Annotated in this window: 19 protein-coding genes; 2 read left to right on the top strand and 17 right to left on the bottom strand. The window is 44.5% G+C overall.

Going from position 1 to position 16,567, the window contains the following annotated elements:
• Positions 1 to 42 precede the first annotated feature (42 nt).
• A complete protein-coding gene (locus J7I83_RS05030; protein ID WP_215099592.1) occupies positions 43 to 2,151 on the bottom strand; it encodes a type IA DNA topoisomerase in 2,109 nt (702 codons plus the stop codon).
• Positions 2,152 to 2,289: 138 nt separating this feature from the next.
• Between J7I83_RS05030 and J7I83_RS05025 the strand changes: the two genes are divergently transcribed.
• Positions 2,290 to 2,967, top strand: a complete 678-nt coding sequence (locus tag J7I83_RS05025; RefSeq protein WP_215099591.1) for an NAD-dependent epimerase/dehydratase family protein — start codon at positions 2,290 to 2,292, stop codon at positions 2,965 to 2,967.
• Between the two features lie 43 nt (positions 2,968 to 3,010).
• Here the strand turns inward: J7I83_RS05025 and J7I83_RS05020 are convergent, their stop codons facing one another.
• The 16 genes from J7I83_RS05020 to J7I83_RS04945 form a co-directional block, all read right to left on the bottom strand.
• Positions 3,011 to 3,787 (bottom strand): sulfite exporter TauE/SafE family protein, encoded by a 777-nt coding sequence (locus tag J7I83_RS05020; protein ID WP_215099590.1) that lies wholly within the window; start codon positions 3,785 to 3,787, stop codon positions 3,011 to 3,013.
• A 59-nt stretch (positions 3,788 to 3,846) separates the two neighbouring features.
• On the bottom strand, positions 3,847 to 4,074 hold the full coding sequence (locus tag J7I83_RS05015; RefSeq protein ID WP_215099589.1) for a sulfurtransferase TusA family protein: 228 nt from the start codon (positions 4,072 to 4,074) through the stop codon (positions 3,847 to 3,849).
• Positions 4,075 to 4,131: 57 nt separating this feature from the next.
• Positions 4,132 to 5,259, bottom strand: a complete 1,128-nt coding sequence (locus J7I83_RS05010) for an MBL fold metallo-hydrolase (protein WP_215099588.1) — start codon at positions 5,257 to 5,259, stop codon at positions 4,132 to 4,134.
• Between the two features lie 40 nt (positions 5,260 to 5,299).
• Complete coding sequence (locus J7I83_RS05005; RefSeq protein WP_215099587.1) at positions 5,300 to 5,857, bottom strand: sulfurtransferase TusA family protein; 558 nt, start codon at positions 5,855 to 5,857, stop codon at positions 5,300 to 5,302.
• A 42-nt stretch (positions 5,858 to 5,899) separates the two neighbouring features.
• Positions 5,900 to 6,196, bottom strand: a complete 297-nt coding sequence (locus J7I83_RS05000) for a rhodanese-like domain-containing protein (protein ID WP_215099586.1) — start codon at positions 6,194 to 6,196, stop codon at positions 5,900 to 5,902.
• Between the two features lie 14 nt (positions 6,197 to 6,210).
• Positions 6,211 to 6,576 (bottom strand): rhodanese-like domain-containing protein, encoded by a 366-nt coding sequence (locus J7I83_RS04995; protein WP_215099585.1) that lies wholly within the window; start codon positions 6,574 to 6,576, stop codon positions 6,211 to 6,213.
• Positions 6,577 to 6,607: 31 nt separating this feature from the next.
• Positions 6,608 to 7,090 carry a DsrE/DsrF/DrsH-like family protein gene (locus J7I83_RS04990; protein ID WP_215099583.1) on the bottom strand — a complete coding sequence of 161 codons (483 nt, stop codon included), beginning with the start codon at positions 7,088 to 7,090 and terminating at the stop codon, positions 6,608 to 6,610.
• 142 nt (positions 7,091 to 7,232) lie between these two features.
• Positions 7,233 to 7,493, bottom strand: coding sequence for a metal-sensitive transcriptional regulator (locus tag J7I83_RS04985; protein WP_191714934.1), 261 nt, complete (start codon positions 7,491 to 7,493; stop codon positions 7,233 to 7,235).
• A gap of 139 nt (positions 7,494 to 7,632) precedes the next feature.
• A complete protein-coding gene (locus J7I83_RS04980; RefSeq protein WP_215099582.1) occupies positions 7,633 to 8,016 on the bottom strand; it encodes a DUF302 domain-containing protein in 384 nt (127 codons plus the stop codon).
• A gap of 192 nt (positions 8,017 to 8,208) precedes the next feature.
• Positions 8,209 to 9,573: an SLC13 family permease gene (locus tag J7I83_RS04975; RefSeq protein ID WP_215099581.1), complete on the bottom strand. Its 1,365-nt coding sequence runs from the start codon at positions 9,571 to 9,573 to the stop codon at positions 8,209 to 8,211.
• A gap of 35 nt (positions 9,574 to 9,608) precedes the next feature.
• Positions 9,609 to 11,108: a tripartite tricarboxylate transporter permease gene (locus J7I83_RS04970; RefSeq protein WP_215099580.1), complete on the bottom strand. Its 1,500-nt coding sequence runs from the start codon at positions 11,106 to 11,108 to the stop codon at positions 9,609 to 9,611.
• A 14-nt stretch (positions 11,109 to 11,122) separates the two neighbouring features.
• The gene (locus J7I83_RS04965) at positions 11,123 to 11,581 is read right to left on the bottom strand and encodes a tripartite tricarboxylate transporter TctB family protein (RefSeq protein ID WP_215099579.1); all 459 of its coding nucleotides are present in this window, start codon (positions 11,579 to 11,581) and stop codon (positions 11,123 to 11,125) included.
• 65 nt (positions 11,582 to 11,646) lie between these two features.
• The gene (locus tag J7I83_RS04960; RefSeq protein WP_215099578.1) at positions 11,647 to 12,657 is read right to left on the bottom strand and encodes a tripartite tricarboxylate transporter substrate binding protein; all 1,011 of its coding nucleotides are present in this window, start codon (positions 12,655 to 12,657) and stop codon (positions 11,647 to 11,649) included.
• 147 nt (positions 12,658 to 12,804) lie between these two features.
• The gene (locus tag J7I83_RS04955) at positions 12,805 to 13,479 is read right to left on the bottom strand and encodes a response regulator (RefSeq protein WP_215099576.1); all 675 of its coding nucleotides are present in this window, start codon (positions 13,477 to 13,479) and stop codon (positions 12,805 to 12,807) included.
• Positions 13,480 to 13,497: 18 nt separating this feature from the next.
• Complete coding sequence (locus J7I83_RS04950) at positions 13,498 to 15,072, bottom strand: ATP-binding protein (RefSeq protein ID WP_215099575.1); 1,575 nt, start codon at positions 15,070 to 15,072, stop codon at positions 13,498 to 13,500.
• Between the two features lie 139 nt (positions 15,073 to 15,211).
• The gene (locus tag J7I83_RS04945; RefSeq protein ID WP_215099574.1) at positions 15,212 to 15,661 is read right to left on the bottom strand and encodes an OsmC family protein; all 450 of its coding nucleotides are present in this window, start codon (positions 15,659 to 15,661) and stop codon (positions 15,212 to 15,214) included.
• Between the two features lie 251 nt (positions 15,662 to 15,912).
• Between J7I83_RS04945 and J7I83_RS04940 the strand changes: the two genes are divergently transcribed.
• Positions 15,913 to 16,515 carry a GNAT family N-acetyltransferase gene (locus tag J7I83_RS04940; protein WP_215099573.1) on the top strand — a complete coding sequence of 201 codons (603 nt, stop codon included), beginning with the start codon at positions 15,913 to 15,915 and terminating at the stop codon, positions 16,513 to 16,515.
• The last annotated feature ends 52 nt before the right edge of the window (positions 16,516 to 16,567 follow it).

Here is a 16,567-nt window from a genome sequence, read left to right as displayed (position 1 = left end):
TACCTATTATAAATAATTAGTTCAACTTATATAGCAATAATTTTAAAACTCCATTTTTAACTTACCGTCTTGCAGCACCAGCTTGGCATTGAATTTCTTGCCATTCTTTGAAACAAAGCCTTTAATGATCGGCGTCTTCCCTCTTGTGCACAGGTACTCGATCTGCTTGGCCGTCAACCGCTTTTTCAAAAAAGTAGCGGGAAAGGATTGCTTGCAGCCGTTGGCGTGTTCTGTGCAATTGTAAGAGCCTCTTCGTGACACGATCATGCCAGTCTTGCAACGCGGACACGGAGCGATTTCGTCCTTGCCGTCTGGCGTCAGCATCTGTTCCGGCAAGCCGTTTCTCTGCATTTGCTCCGGCACTTCATCGAGCAGTTTCTGGATAAACTTGGCGATGGTCGCCAGAAAGACTTCCGCTGAACCTTCACCTTTGCCGATTTTCTTCAAATAAGTCTCCCATTTTGCGGTCATCGATGGGCTGGACAGTAAGTTTCCTTCGATCGATTGGCAGAGGATTCGCCCCTTTGCCGTAATCGAAACGATATTTTTGGTGACTGAAATGTATCCATGGCGTTTGATTGTTTCGATAATGCCGCTTCTTGTCGCTTCCGTTCCAAGCCCTTCAATTTCCTTGAGGATCTCGGTGTCTTCCACATCTTCGACAAACTTCCCACAGGTCTTCATCATGGCGATCAACTGACCCTCCGTATAGGGTTTTGGCGGCATTGTCATGCTTTCTTTTATGTCGATCTTGCTTTTCACCCGTTCCTGTTCGCGCAACTCAGGCAAAGAGGGCTCCTGCTTTACTTCCTTGGCTGGAGGAAATAGCTCTCTCCAGCCTTTTTCAAGTTCGGTTTTGCCAGTTGTGAAAAACGCCAGCCCTTTGACGTCTGTCGTCACCTTGGTTTCGGCATATCGGTAATCTTTATGGAACATCGCCAATGTTGTCCGCAATACTTCTTCATATAAATTGCGCTCGTCTTTTGCCAACCCCTCCAGTTTTCTGGCTGTCGGTATGGTTTTTGTTGGTATGATGGCGTAATGTTCCTGGACTTTAGAGCTGTCCACGAACCGCTTTTTTGGAGCTTTGGAAGAAATCGGGAACGGCGCGTTGATCAGCTGCTGGTATTTTTCAACTTGCCCGGCCAAATAACTGAACTCGCCCGGCGTAATGTGCTGGGTATCGGTTCTTGGGTAGCTGACAAGTTTTTTTTCGTACAATCCCTGCATGACAGACAAAACTTTAGCCGGACTGTATTTCCATTTTCGGTTGGCTGCTGCCTGCAAAGTTGATAAGGAATGAAGCTGTGGCGGCGGTGTGCGCTTTTCTGTGGTCTTGACCTGTGCCACGATGCCTTCTTCTTTGGCGGCAATGGCATGTTTAGCCAAGAGCTCTTCCGCTTCTTTCCACTCTTTTGCACGGAGCTTCGCCTTGCCCTTGTAGCGGTCTTTTTCCGCGTCAAAAACGCCTTCGATTTCATAAAAAGGCTCCGGAACAAACGCTTCAATTTCTTTTTCGCGCTGATAGATTAGAAATACAGTCGGCGTCTGGACACGGCCAATGGCAAAGACTTCGCGAATGCCTTTTTCCTGAAGCAGTAGCGAATACAAGCGGGATCCGTTCATGCCAACCAGCCAATCGCTGATTTGGCGGGCTTTGGCTTCCTGGTACAATAGCAGGTCCTGCCGGTTGTCCCGAAGCTCCTGAAAACCTTTCCTGACTTCATCGGCTTCTAGTGAATTGATCCATAACCGTTGAATCTTCTTGTTTTTGGCACCCGTCTGGTAATAGATGCTATAGAATATATTGGACCCTTCCCGGTCAACGTCACAGGCGTTGATGACCGTATCGGTTTGAAAAATCAATTTCTTAATGATGCCAAATTGCTGTGCCTTGCCTCTCGCCACCTGGAACTGGTAGGTATCCGGCAAAATCGGCAGCGCAGCCAGTGACCACCTGCCCCATTTCGGATCATAGGCCTTTGGTTCTTTTAATTCCACAAGGTGTCCGATGCCCCATGTGATATAGGCACCTTGCGGAAAAATCGCATCAGGTGCAACTTCAATATAGCCGTCACGTTTAATAGTTTTGAACGCTTCTGCATAGGCTTTGGCCTGACTCGGTTTTTCAGCGACTATCACTGGTTTCATGCGCTTCTTCCTTTCCTTTCGTTCTTACTCTTATTGTACTCTTTCAGCCAAAGATTCAAAGCAAAAAGACAATTCCCTGCATATTGGGGTATAGTAGGTTTTAACAGAAAGAAGTCAAAGAAAAGGGAGTCGTTCACTATGAACAACAAAACTGCTTTACTGGCAGGTGCGAGCGGACTTGTCGGCAACGAATTGCTCCATATCCTTTTAGACAGCCCTCATTACAGAGGGGTGAAAATCCTAGTTCGCCGTCCATTGGACATGGAACATGAAAAACTCGAACAGGTGATCACGGATTTCGATAAGCTGGACCATTACGCCAAGCACTTTGATGTCGATGATGTCTATTGCTGTCTCGGCACCACCATCAGAAAAGCCGGATCACAGGATGACTTCAAAAAAGTCGATTATGAGTATCCCTTAAGGATGGCTGAAATGGCAAAGTCCCAACAGGCAAAGAACTTTCTGATTATTACGGCCTTGGGCGCGGACGCTGAATCAAAAATGTTCTACAGCCGCATCAAAGGACAATTGCAGGTGCGCCTGAAGAAAGTCGGATTGACTGCGCTGCACATATTCCAGCCTTCTTTGCTGCTTGGAGATCGCCAGGAATTCCGGCTTGGTGAAAAAGCAGCTACGGTCCTAAGCCCGGCCATCAGCAAATTGCTGAGAGGAAAAATGAAAAAATACAAACCAGTTGAAGCAAGAAACGTGGCATTGGCAATGTATGAAGTGGCTCAAATCGAGCGGACTGGAAACTATACCTATCCATCCGACCGGATTGAAAAAATAAGCGCACAAAGCACTGGCAGATAAAAAAAAGAGGACGCCTTTTAACAAGGCGCCCTCTTTTTTCGCATTACAGAATATCTGCCCAGATTTTAATGGCTGTCCCTAAAATCAGCAAAGCCAGAATCCATTGCAGGTATTGCGTGTTCATTTTTTGCCCCAGCTTCGCCCCAAGAGGCGCTGCCAGTATACTTGCAACAATCATGACTGCTGCTGGTCCATACAAAATCTGATCGGTGACGATTTTACCGACTGTCGCACCGATGGAGGAAAGAAACGTAATCGCAAGCGAAGTCGCGATGGTCATCCGGGTTGGTATTTTCAATACAACCAACATGATTGGCACCAGTATAAAGGCACCGGCTGCTCCAACGATTCCAGCGGCAATACCGACAATGAATGCCAAACCTGCTGCCAGCCGTTTATTGAAGGTAACCTGGTCAAGCGGGATGTCATCGACGCTTTTTTTCGGCATGAACATCATAATAACCGCTATGGTCGCCAGTACCGCATAGACAATATTGATGGCCTGCTCAGACAGTAAAGTCGAACCGTAGCCGCCGATAAAACTCCCCACTAAAATGGCACCACCCATATAAACGATCAGGGTTTTATTCAAATAGCCGCTGCCACGGTAGGCCCAAACACCAGCGATGGTCGCGAAAAAGACCTGAATGGCGCTGATACCTGATACTTCATGGGCACTGAATGCCGTGTAACCCAGCATCACCGGTATATAGAGCAGCATCGGATACTTGATGATCGATCCGCCGATTCCTACCATCCCTGAAACAAAGGAACCTATAAAGCCGATGATAAAAATGACAATGATAAAGTCCATACTCATTTTATTTTACCTTTCTAAAAGGGAAAAGGGCATCATAGCGATGCCCTTCCATCCAGCTCTTAGCCTTTCTTGATCCAGAATGAAAAGACATCGCCATTTTCCTGTGAATCCATCAGCTCGTGGCCGCCTGATTTAGCCCAAGCTGCCAAATCCGCTTTCGCGCCTTTGTCAGTTGCCAGGATTTCAAGAACCTGTCCACTTTCCATTGCCTTCATTTCTTTTCTTGTTTTTACGATTGGCATTGGGCATGCCAGCCCTTTTGCGTCCAATACTTTATCTGCGTTCATCAAAATCTCTCCTTTAAAATTATCTCTATTTTACTTTATTACTATTTACTTATTTACTTAACGTACTGCACAGCGGTTTGGTCCAATTTCCATTTCGCGCTGCACTTCTTCATCCGGTGTAATTTTACCCATGTTCGTTTTGCGGATATCCTGATATGCATTCGGTTGCGGCGGCAGGTTCTTCGTGACCATGTCACGGAACTCCTGTTCGTCTGCAATATTCAGACCATGATTTTCCGCGAACAGGTCACCCAGCTTTTTGGAGACACTGCCATCTTCGTTCAACTCTTCAATGATCATGAAATGGGCCGGCAAAACAACAAGCTCGTCTGCCAGATCTTTGTAGCGTGTGTAAAGGGATTCTCTTAAATCGCCTACCCAGTCATCCGCAAGACCTGCAAGATCTGGACGCCCAATCGAGTCAATAAACAGAATATCGCCAGTCATCAGATAGCTCTGGTCCACGATGAATGACGTAGAACCAATCGTGTGCCCTGGTGAATAAAGAGCTTCAATTTCAATTTTCGAGCTTCCAATCGCTATTTCCAAGCCATTTTCCAGGTCCTCATATTCAAATACTACTTCTTCAGCATCTTTTGGCGGCAAGTAATAGCTTGCGCCCGTTGCTTCTGCAATCGCACGTCCTCCTGAAATGTGATCGGCATGCAAATGAGTATCAAATACGTGCTTGATTGCTGCGCCTTTTTCCTGCGCGAAGTCCAAGAAGATATCTGCCATACGGGTTGCATCAATAACAGCGGCTTCCCCATCAGAGATGGCCATATACGAAAGGCATCCCTTGCCAAGACGGACAAATTGATACAATTCGCCACCGTTACGCAACTCACCGACTTTCACTGGTTCCAGGTGCTCACTCCAGGCTTTCATACCGCCTTCAAGATAAGCTGCATGAACGCCTTCTTCTGACAGCATTTCCGCTACCATGACAGAAGAGCCTTCTTTTGCACAGACTACCAGGACATCTCTATCTGCCGGCAGGTCTGAAACCACTTCTTCGACGCCGTCCAATAAATCGAAATAAGGAGTATTCAAGTATTGGATATTTCCGCCTTCGATTTTCCAATCCGCAAAGGCATCACCATTTCGTACATCCAGGATGAACAATGGCTCGTTATTCACTACTTTTTTTGCAACTTCACTTGCTTTCATTGCTGTTACAGTCATTCTAAAATTACCTCCAAGGGTATATTTTTTTAAAAAAATTTTATTCCGTTTTCCCTGTCCAATTGTTCATGCCAGGTACTACGTTGTAAAGGCTGCCAAATCCTTTTTTGGCCATCATATCTCCTGCGATGCCGCTTCTTCTGCCAGAATGGCAAATGATATAGATCGCTTCTTCTTTTTTCAACTCATCCATCCGCGTATCCACTTCGCCTAAAGGGATATGGATTGCTCCTGGAATGTGCGCTTCTTCGAATTCATCTTTTTCCCGGACATCCAAAATCGTCATACGCTCATTGCCTTCAACCTTTTGGGAGAAATCAGCCAGCGGGATTTCCGGTATAGTAATAGTTTCTTCAGGAGCTCCAGCTCCATCTTTCCGAAGAAAATGGCGCAAAAGATCCCCTTCCGTTTCAGTTCCGATGTATAGATGTCCCGAACTTTTTGCCCATGCTTGAAGATCGGCTGTTGATCCTTTATCGGTTGCCAAAATCTCCAGCACTTTGCCTGAATCCATCGTTTTCATCATTTTTTTTGTTTTGACGATTGGCATAGGGCATGCCAGCCCTTTTGCATCTAATGTTAAATCTGTCTGTACCATTTAAGTTCCTCCTTGGAGTTCTGCCTGTTCGTTAACAGGATATTAGTTTGTTTGGCCGTCCCAATCCAGCATTCCGCCATCCATATTGGTGACTGTGTATCCCTGATTTTCAAGAAACCGCGTTGCTTGTCCACTGCGTCCACCTGAACGGCATACCATAATGTACTCCGTTGATTTATCGAGTTCACTCATCCGAAATTCCAATAATCCTAAAGGAATGTTGATGGCGCCCGGAATTTTCCCCGCTGCCACTTCATTCGTTTCCCGAACATCGATCAAGTTGGTGGGTTGGTTGCTTTCCACTAATTCCTGAACTTGCTGAGTTGTCATTGTTTTCATTGTAGATCTCTCCTTTATCTGCGGTAGTTGCTCATGCCGCCTCTGATATTTGTTATAGCGGCAAATCCATTCTTTTTCAATAATTGGCTGGCTTTGCTGCTGCGCATGCCACTTTGGCAAATGACCAGTACCTCTTTATCTTTTGACAATTCATTCATGCGTTTCGGCAATTCATTTAATGGGATGTTTTTAAAACCTTTAATGTGATTCCCTTTAAATTCTGCCGGTGTCCGCACATCGATATACTGCTTATCTTTTTTGCCTAGCTGCGTTTTCATTTCTTCGGTAGAAATTGATTCGATTCCTTTAGCTGGAGAAGTGAAGCGATATGCTATCCAAAGAACAGCAGCTCCAATCAGAATCCAGATGATCCATTCCATGCTGCACCTATCCCTTCCACTTTATATCCAATTAAATGAATAAGTTAACGTTGCCGTCTTCCGCATCTCCAAGATAAGCAGCAACACCTGCGTATTCAATGCCATCAAGCAATTCCTCTTTTTGCAAACCAAGAAGATCCATCGTCATTGTGCAAGCGATAATTTTAACTTCTTGCTCTTCTGCCATTTCAATTAATTGCGGTAAAGTTAATGCGTTATGCTTTTTCATAACCGTCTTGATCATTTTAGGTCCCATTCCGCCAAACTGCATATTCGATAAACCAAGTTTATCTGCGCCTCTTGGCATCATTTTCGCGAACATGGTTTCCAGACGCCCTTTTTTCAACGCTGGCGGGTTTTCTTTCCGTAATGCATTCAATCCCCAGAATGTATGGAAGATTGTCACTTCGTGATCGTATGCTGCAGCACCATTGGCAATGATATAAGCTGCCATCGCCTTGTCATAATCACCGCTGAATAATACGATCGTTGTTTTCTTTTGCTCTTGTGCCATTTTATTGCCTCCATTTTATATTACCCACAGGGGTATATTTTTTTACGAAAAAAAATAGCGTTTTATAGTGGCGCCGCACTTTCTTTATACCCTACAGGGTATACTAAAGCATATCTTTTTACTTGTCAAACAAAATTTCTTTTTATCTGCTTTTCACAAGTAAATCTACAGCTTCTTTTACCATACCTTCGGTACTTTCACCTTTTTCGATGCTTTCACGTACGCATGTTTCCAGGTTATCACTGACAATAACACCAATGGCTCGGTCAACCGCACTTCTTACTGCGGACAGCTGCATGACTACGTCTCTGCACTCCCCATCATTTTCAACCATTTTGATAACACCGCGAAGCTGGCCTTCTATTCTTTTCAATCGGTTCTCGACGAGTTTATCGTATTTCATCTTCATTCTGCCTCCTATAATACAAAGGATATATTGCTTACCCTTATATTATACCCCCAAGGGTATTAAGTCAATACATTAGCTTGCAATAGAGAGTGTTCCAGACAGCAACCATTGAAACTGAGCTTTCTACTTATTTCTACGCAGACTGATCAATACATTTGATTAAACGTTCTTCAATGTCTTCAGCAATCGATTTGATATTCTGATCTTCCACCATGCCGATCAATGCAGTGGGCTTTGGCATCCCAATTTTTACTCCATCGCTTTCTTTATAGACGACGATTTTACATGGCAGGAAATAACCGATCATCAGATTTTCCGACAGCACACGGTTTGCTTCTTTTGGATTGCATACCTCTAAAATAGTATAGGGGGTATCGAAATCTTCTCCTTTTTCCTGAAGTTTTGCCGTTAAGTCGAAATTCCATAGTACTCCGAATTTCTCCGCCTTTAAATTTTCTTCTAACGCCTCTACGGCTTCACTCACTGTTTTGGATGTATCTACCGTGTAATTAAACATACTATTATTCCTCCTCTTATTTTTTGGCTCTATAAGTACCCTACCCCGTATATATAGAGGTAAACACATTAAAAAAATTGCTCTCCACAAGGATAGATTACATATGGGGCATTGCTTAGTGGAATAAGCACTATCCTGCTGTGAATATACTGCACTCCGGTTCAGCTTTCTTGTACTCTCTTACAATTTCGTTTATTGCCAAACGAACAATGCCCAAATAATTGCGATGGCAGTAATGACAAAACTTGAATAGCCACCGACGATGAGTTGTTCCCTTAAGGAAAATGCGTTTTTTTGAAAGGCCAGAAATGTCGTGGGTGAGTGGATTGGCAAAATGGTGACACCACCGATAATCATAATGACTAAAAATGCAGAAGACATGACAGACAACTCCAGAATATCTGCGTAGTTCATAATGATAGGAAAAATAATGATCATTGAAGTGGAAGGAACGACAAACAGGAAGCGGAGGACAAAGATAAAACAAGCGATGTAGACCATATTCCCAAAATCACCAAGCCCATCCGGCAGAAAACCCATCAACTGTTCAGCGAGCACAAACGCAGTCCCGTTCTCTTCAATTATATACCCCAGAGAAAACGATGAGCCAAGAAGCAGAAAAGTTTCCCAATCATAATTTCTCACTGTTTTATTCGTTATCAGACTATTGGTCGGCATAGCATAGTAGCCAACCAATAGAAGCGGCGCCAAAACCAGGGGAACCTGCTGGTGGTCCAGGACAATCCAACTAACGATCATGATGCCAAAAGGCAGCATGATCCACCAAAACCTTGGCGGAAGTGCACCATCCTCCATTTCCGGAATTTTCAGATGAACAACGACTAGAGGAGCACTGCTCCACTTAAAGTAACACCAGACCCCAAAGTTTACAAGCAGCATCGCCAACCATAAAGGAGGGGCAATGCGCAAAAACCACCCCAGCCATGAAATCTCGATGCCCCCAAAGTCCTTCAGCAATTGCGCTGCCAGAATCGGAAATCCGCCGCCGGTAAATACAATCATTGTCGAATTCTGATTGAGCATTCCGATCACATACATGCAGTATTTGCGAAACAGGCTTTGCTGTCCAAAACCAAAACGCCCATTTACCTGTTCAATAATCGGTTCGAGTATACGAAACCGTGCGACGGCTGACGGTAGGAGGACGGGCATAAATAAAATAAGCAGAGGCAGACCGAGTAAAATTGCCCGGATTCCGCCTCTGCTGAATTTTATGATGATATGGGCAAATACCCCATCCACTCCCGCTTTCACTAAAGCGGCAGAAATAAGGGACAGCACTAAGATAAAGTAAAGAGCATTCGTCAGGAATCCCCTGAAGGCTTCTTCCGGCTCCTCTACAATACCGAACAACAGCATCAACCCAATCAGCAACAAGCTTGATGCCGCTACTGGCAATGGACTGAGTGTCCAGAAATAGATTGCAATCCCCAATAGCAGCAGTGTTGATTGCTGTTGGAGCGAATAGGCAGCTCCCATATCCGTACAGAAGAGACCGAACGCAGCTAAACCCAACAGCGGCATGCTAAGAGCCATGGTCGAAGTCCAGAAAAACTCACACGATCTCCTCCTTACATTTTAGCCAGCCTGCGACGGCCTCTCCATTTCAGAAGACCCGGTATAACAAGCGACAAGAAGGCAATGAGAATTAACGACAAAGGCAATGGGCTGTTGACAAAAATCGCTAAGTTGCCATTTGAAATCGTCATAGATTGTCTGAACGCCTGCTCCATCATGCCACCCAGGATGAATGCCAGGATAAACGGAGGAGCCGGAAAAGAAAAGACCCGCATAGCAAAACCCAATGCCCCAAAAACAAGCAGCATATAGAGGTCAAACACATTAAAGCTGATTGAATAGACGCCGATCAAACTGAACATAATGACCAATGAAATCAATAAAGGTCTTGGAATACTTAGGATTTTAGCCAGGTATGGAATAAGGGGCAAATTCAAGACCAAAAGAAAAATATTCCCTAAGTACATACTTGCAATAATTCCCCAAAAGATTTCAGGACGGTCAGTCATCAAAAGCGGACCCGGCTGGACGCCTAGTACCAGAAATGCTCCCAACATGACTGCTGTTGTTCCTGAACCTGGGATACCAAGACTCAGCAGCGGCACAAATGCGCCACTTGTTGCTGCGTTGTTGGAACTTTCTGGAGCAGCTAATCCTTTAATGGATCCTTTTCCGAATTCCTCTGGATTTTTCGAAATCCGTTTTTCGAAAATATAACTGATGAACGAAGCGATTGTTGCACCTGCTCCAGGCAATACACCCAGGATGAATCCAACAAATGATTGGCGCGTCATCGGACCGCTCATCTCTTTCAAGTCTGCTCGTGTTACCTTCAGACTTCCAAGCTTTTGGTCATCACTCAAACTGCGATTTTTTCGGTTGAGGACCAGCATACATACTTCTGCAATGGCGAACAAGCCAAGTGCAATAATCAAAAAGTCAAATCCATCAAACAAGTTTACATTTCCGAAAGTAAATCGCTGTGTACCGGTTTGTGGGTCAATCCCTATAGTAACAACCATCACTCCGGCTACAGCAGATATCATGGCTTTTATAGTAGAACCTTCAGATAAACTTGAGATGGCCGTCAGCCCCATCAGCATCAAAGCGAAATAGGCGGGTGGCCCAAAGGAAATTGCCACACTGGATAAAGCAGGTGCCAACAGCATCAGCATGATGACCGATACCGTCCCACCAAAGAATGAAGCTATCGCTGCGATAGCCAGCGCTTTCCCTGCCTTGCCTTGCTGGGCCATTGGATAACCATCAAAAGCAGTTGCAACGGTACCTGATATTCCTGGAGCGTTCAATAGGATTGAAGAGGTCGATCCACCAAATACCGCTCCATAATAAACACCAGCCATCATTACCAGTGCCGGTGCCGGATCCATTCCGTATGTGATGGGGATCATAATCGCGATGGCGCTGATTGGTCCCAGGCCAGGCATCATCCCGATCAGTGTACCTACGATTACACCGATTAAAACAAACAAGATGCCTTCCCAGCTTAAAGCGACTTGGAAACCTGTTATCATTCCGTCAAAAGCATTCATAAAATCCACACCCCCTATATTGGTAAAATGCCTCTAGGCAGCGAGATTCCTAACGCAAAAACAAAAATCGCGTACATGCCCAAAGGAAATAAAATTGAAACGATGATATTTGTTTTCCATTTGGTATAACCCAAAAACCAGGAACTGAAAAAAATAAACACAGTTGTCATAATGATGAACCCAATTAGTTCAAATAATAGAATATAGAAGAAAATCATCGCAAAGACAGCCAATAACACCAGCAATTCTTTCTTTGGAATGTTGCGCTTCTCTTTTTCAGCTTCAGTCTCAATAACTCTAGAGAAAAACAAAGCAGCTGAAAGGACAAGCATCAGTACACCCAAGCCTTTTGGGATAACATCTGCATCTATAGGAGCATACGGATAATTGGGCAGCTGAAAGCTCAAGAACAAGTAAATGGCTGCAATGATAAATAGGATAAGACCGATTCGTTGATTTATTGTTGACAGCAAATGGAACGCCTCCTTCAGACTGAAAAGAGAGAAACCGAATAATGACTATTCGGTTTCTGCTTCTTTTAGTTTCCTAAACCTATTTCTTCCAATAGTATTTCGATTTCTTCATACTCAGCATTCAGAAACTCTTCATATTCTTCCGAATTCATGTACATTTCGTTCCATCCATATTTCTTACGCACTTCAGCAAATTCTTCAGATTCACTCAGTTCCTGGAATTTCGCTTCGTAAAACTCTACTGCCGCTGGGTCCATGTTTGGCGGTCCAAAGAATCCACGCCAGTTGATGAAGCTTTCATCAATCCCTTGTTCAATGGCTGTAGGGAAGTCTGAAAGAACTTCACCTTCCAAACGTTCTTCAGCTGTTATGCCGAGAATTTTGATGTTTCCAGCACGCACTTGTTCAACCACTTCACCTACGCCTGTTGAAAATACATCAACCGATCCGTTCAAAACTGAAGTCAATGCCCCGCCATCCTGGTCGGACACATACTTGATCTTTGTCGGGTCAACACCTGCCGCTTTTGCGATGCGGACAAACTGCATGTGATCCATACTGCCTGGTGCGGATGTTCCGACGACCGTCACACTTTCAGGATCTTCTTTCATCTGGTCGAACAAGCTATTCAAGTCGTCCCATTCGCTGTCTGCGCTTACCGCAAAAGCACCGTAATCTGCAATCATATTGGCTAATGGTGTAAAGTCTTCATGGCCAAACTCGGATTGTCCATTTAAAGGGACGAACATCAATGGAGGAGATGACACAAACAAATTGTAAGGACTGTCATCTTGTCCATGAATGTAAGCCCAGGCAATCGCGCCTCCGCCACCTTCTTTATTGACGACTGTCATATTCTCTTCAAGGATTCCTGTTTCTCCGAAGACCCTTGCCACTTCACGGGCCGTTGTGTCCCAGCCGCCACCTGCTCCTGCGGGTGCTACCATTTCGATGTTTTGTGAAGGTTCAAACGCTCCACTTTCACCTGTTTCCCCGTTCGTGGATTCTTCCGAGTTGCATCCAGCGAATACTAAAGCACTGGCAGCTAAAATAGTTGTAAGCATAGTCTTTTTCATTTAATTTCCTCCTCGTGTTTTTTAATTAACCTGAGTATAACTTTGAATTTTCAGAATGTAACCGTTTGCAAAATAAGTTGTATAAAGAGTTTAGAATGCTTTTTGTTCATAAAGTTCACGCAAAAAAAAAAAGACTGATTGCTGGAATCAGTCTTTTTTCATATAATAATGCCGTTCTGGCCTTCCGACAATCCCATACGCCAATTCAGCAAAACATTCGTCAATGGCCACAAGATGTTCCAAATAACGGCGGGCCGTCGTTCGGGAAGCACCCATCTGCTCTCCCATTTTTTCAGCAGTGATGCCCAATGGTTGTCCCGTTAACACCTCTCTAACCTTCTGCAAGGTCAGTGGATCGATTCCCTTTGCCCCAGCGACTGGTTTTTGAATAAGCTCAACACCAAAGAAATCATCCAGAAAATGCTGATCAATGTCGCTGGTGTTTTGCAGCGTTTTTTTATTTTCTATATATTTAATGATTGTCGAAACAAACCTTTCCAAGGTAGCCGGCTTGATGATGATGCCTTTTACACCTTTGCGGATAGCCGTTTCAACATATGCCTTATCATTTTCAGCTGATACCAGGATAATGTCGGTGTGGGGGCTCGCTGCACGGATATCATCAATCAAATCGATGCCTAAGCCATCGGGCATATAGTTGTCCAGAATGACCAAATCAACTTTATGCTTTTTTACCGCTTTTAAGGTTTCTTTGCAGTTGCCTGCTTTCCCGAGTAAATTCACTTCGGGGATTTTCTGCAGGAATTGTTCATGGATATTTGCCACACGAAAATCATCTTCGGCAATATATACGTGTATCATTCATATCTCCCTACTTTCCTATTTCGGCAAAAAGACTGTGAAGACGGTGCCTCGCTTCAATTCCGAATCGACTTCTATCGTCCCTTTCAATTCCTCAACTGCTTGCTGCACAATTGCCAGTCCATAGCCTCTGTCTTTTTTCCCAAGCTTTGTTGAAAAACCCAGATTGAATAAGTTTTTCATGTGCTCAGACTGAATGCCACGGCCGGTGTCTTCTACTTCAATGACCAAATCACGGCCCAAATCGGTGACAAAAAAGGATACCTCTTTGGTAGGTTGCTGCGCTACTTCTTCAATCGCATTGTCTATCAGATTCCCTAAAATATGAATCAGCTTGGCAATATCGAAATGTTCCGGGAGTGCCTCTAGTGAGCTATTTTCATCAATTATCAGGTTTACTTTGTTTTCAGAAGCCTTTCCCATTTTGCCAAGTAAAATGGCCTGAACTTTTTTATCCTGAATATGGTCCAGCATATGTTTTGTCTGGATTTCGTGAATCCGGGTTTCCCGTTGAATCAAGTCAATGGCTTCCTCTTTTTGTCCAAGCTGCAGCAATCCTGATATCGCATACAGCTTATTGGAATATTCATGGGTTTGAGCCCGCAGCCCTTCTGAATACTGCTGGATTTCCGACAAAGTCTCTAATACTTCCTGAATATCCGTTTTCTCACGAAAAGTTGAAACCACGCCAACGATTTGGCCTTCATGCGTGATTTGCGTACGGTTGATGATAAGCACCTTATTGCCGATCAACATTTCCTCGTTGCGGACTGTTCTCTCGGATTGCAGGGCTTCTTTCATTTTTGATTGGGGTATGACTTCAGCAATATCGGAATTGATCGAAGCTTGCGTAAGTCCAAGCATCCTTTCTGCAGATTGATTGATTTCTGTGATTTTCCCTTGATTGTCAATGGCCACCACCCCTTCGACTATTGAAGAAAGCAAGGCTTCACGGTCCCGGTACATTGCCGCTATTTCTCGCGGCTCCAGCCCCATTGTTTCTTTCCGGATATTCCTGGCCAGCAGGATGCTGCCGATTATCCCGATCGCCAATGCCAGCAACACGAACTGCAGCAGCTCTAAAGTTTTCCCGATGATCAACTGTTGAACATCCTCCAGCAAATAACCAACCGACACTAATCCCACTACATTGCCATCGCCATCGAAGATTGGGGCTTTCCCCCTCAAACTCGGACCCAGTGAACCCCGGGCTTCAGATGTATAAAATTCGGCGTTTGCCAATGCCCGGTCATTGTCGCCCCCGACCATTTTTTTGCCGATTTGCAAAGGATTGGGGTGAGAATAACGAATTCCTTCTTTATTTCCAACTACAATAAATTCCGCTCCAACTTGCCTTCTCATATATTCAGCTAAAGGCTGTATGCTATCTTCCGGATTTTGATCATCCATTGCTTTAACGATACTTGGCATCACGGAAATGCCGATTGCGGTTTCCAATGCACGCGTGCCGACATTTTCTTTGGTGTCGCCAATTTCGTTATAGATGACAATTCCTCCAAAAACAATGGTGACAAATAGGATGAGTGACATACTCAATAAAATAATTTTCGCTTGAAGCGATAGATTCCGCATATTGGATACTCCTAAACAATACTGAATTTTTAATATTTAGAGTCTATCACACTTCGTGTAAAGAAAATGCTCGTTTTTAAGACCGCCCAAACAAAAAAATTCATCCATTTTTGAAATGGATGAAGTAAGTTGAAGAAATTTAAAGTTCCGTTCTGATATCCGCCTGCAATTCAATTTCCACATTGCCTTTGATTGCACGTGTGATCATGCAGGAACTTTCAGCTTTTTCGGCCAGTTTCTGCGCCAATGACAAGTCCTTTTCCGAAGCGTCAGCTTTCAGCACCACTGTGGGTTTATGGATGATGCGCTTATAGGTAATGACACCTTTTTCCACTTCCACAATGCCTTCTGATTCCATCGTCAGCGATTGTTTTTCCAATTTGCTGCGTTCCATCATAGCGGCAAGCGTAATGATGTAACAGGTCGCCGCAGCCCCCAGCAGCATCTCATCCGGATTCGTGCCAATTCCCGGACCATCCATTTCAGGAGGAATTGAAATTCGGGTCTTTAAACTGCCGACTTCAATGTCTCCCACATCGTTGCGGAGACCAGGCCAATCCGCCTTTAAATGAAAACTATGCAATGCCATATCCATTCTCTCCTTCATATACTCGTTTTTTGTAATTCCAACTATATAAGTTGAACTGATGATCTTCGCCTACTGATATTCCGCAAATCAACTCCGCTTTCGGGCCCGCAGGATGCGGGTCATGCAGCTGACGTCGCGTAGGGTTGGGCGAAGCAATGTGTATAGGCAACCCTCTTCCATTCAATAGTATTTACTTCTTTCATTATTTCAGTCACAGTAGAATTAACGCAAGCAAATAGGAGGAACACCCAATGGATGTCATTATACGACAAGCGCGTTCGGAAGATGCAGAAAAAATCGCACCGCTTATTATCAATGCAATCGGCGACATCGCTGACCATATGACGGCGCAAAAAGAGCCGGCAGCTGTACTGGAAAAAGTAGTGGGTATGATCCGCGGGGAACACACACGCCATAGCCACCGCTATACTTATACCGCCACAGTAAATGGGGCTATTGCCGGTGCCTTGGTGCTTTATCATGGCAATCAAGCCGCAGCCCTGGACCGCTTTTTAATTGAACAGCTCAAAAAGCAGGGGCATTATCGGACAATTGAACCTGAAGCCCATACTGATGAATGGTATATCGATACCGTTTCAGTCGATCCAGCCTGTCAGGGGCAAGGAATCGGCTCCAAGCTATTCGATTTTGCAGAAGAGCTGATTCTTTCTCAAGGAGGCGGCAAACTTTCGCTGAATGTCGACATCGATAAAGAAGGTGCCATCCGCCTGTACAAACGCCTCGGCTATTCCATTTCCGAACCGTGGACCATTATCGGTGAGCCTTTCCACCATATGGTCAAAGTGATTTCCCGAAAAGCGGACAAAGCGTCATTTGCTAGTGACACCCTTTAAAATAGATAAAAGCCGCTCCAGATTTTTCTGGAGCGGCTTTCTGTATGGGAAG

Origin of the sequence: Planococcus sp. ISL-110, from assembly GCF_018613575.1 — a bacterium.
In the GTDB taxonomy this organism is placed as follows: domain Bacteria; phylum Bacillota; class Bacilli; order Bacillales_A; family Planococcaceae; genus Planococcus.
Note: the sequence above shows the minus strand (reverse complement) of the source record. Positions and strands in the feature narration are given on the sequence as shown.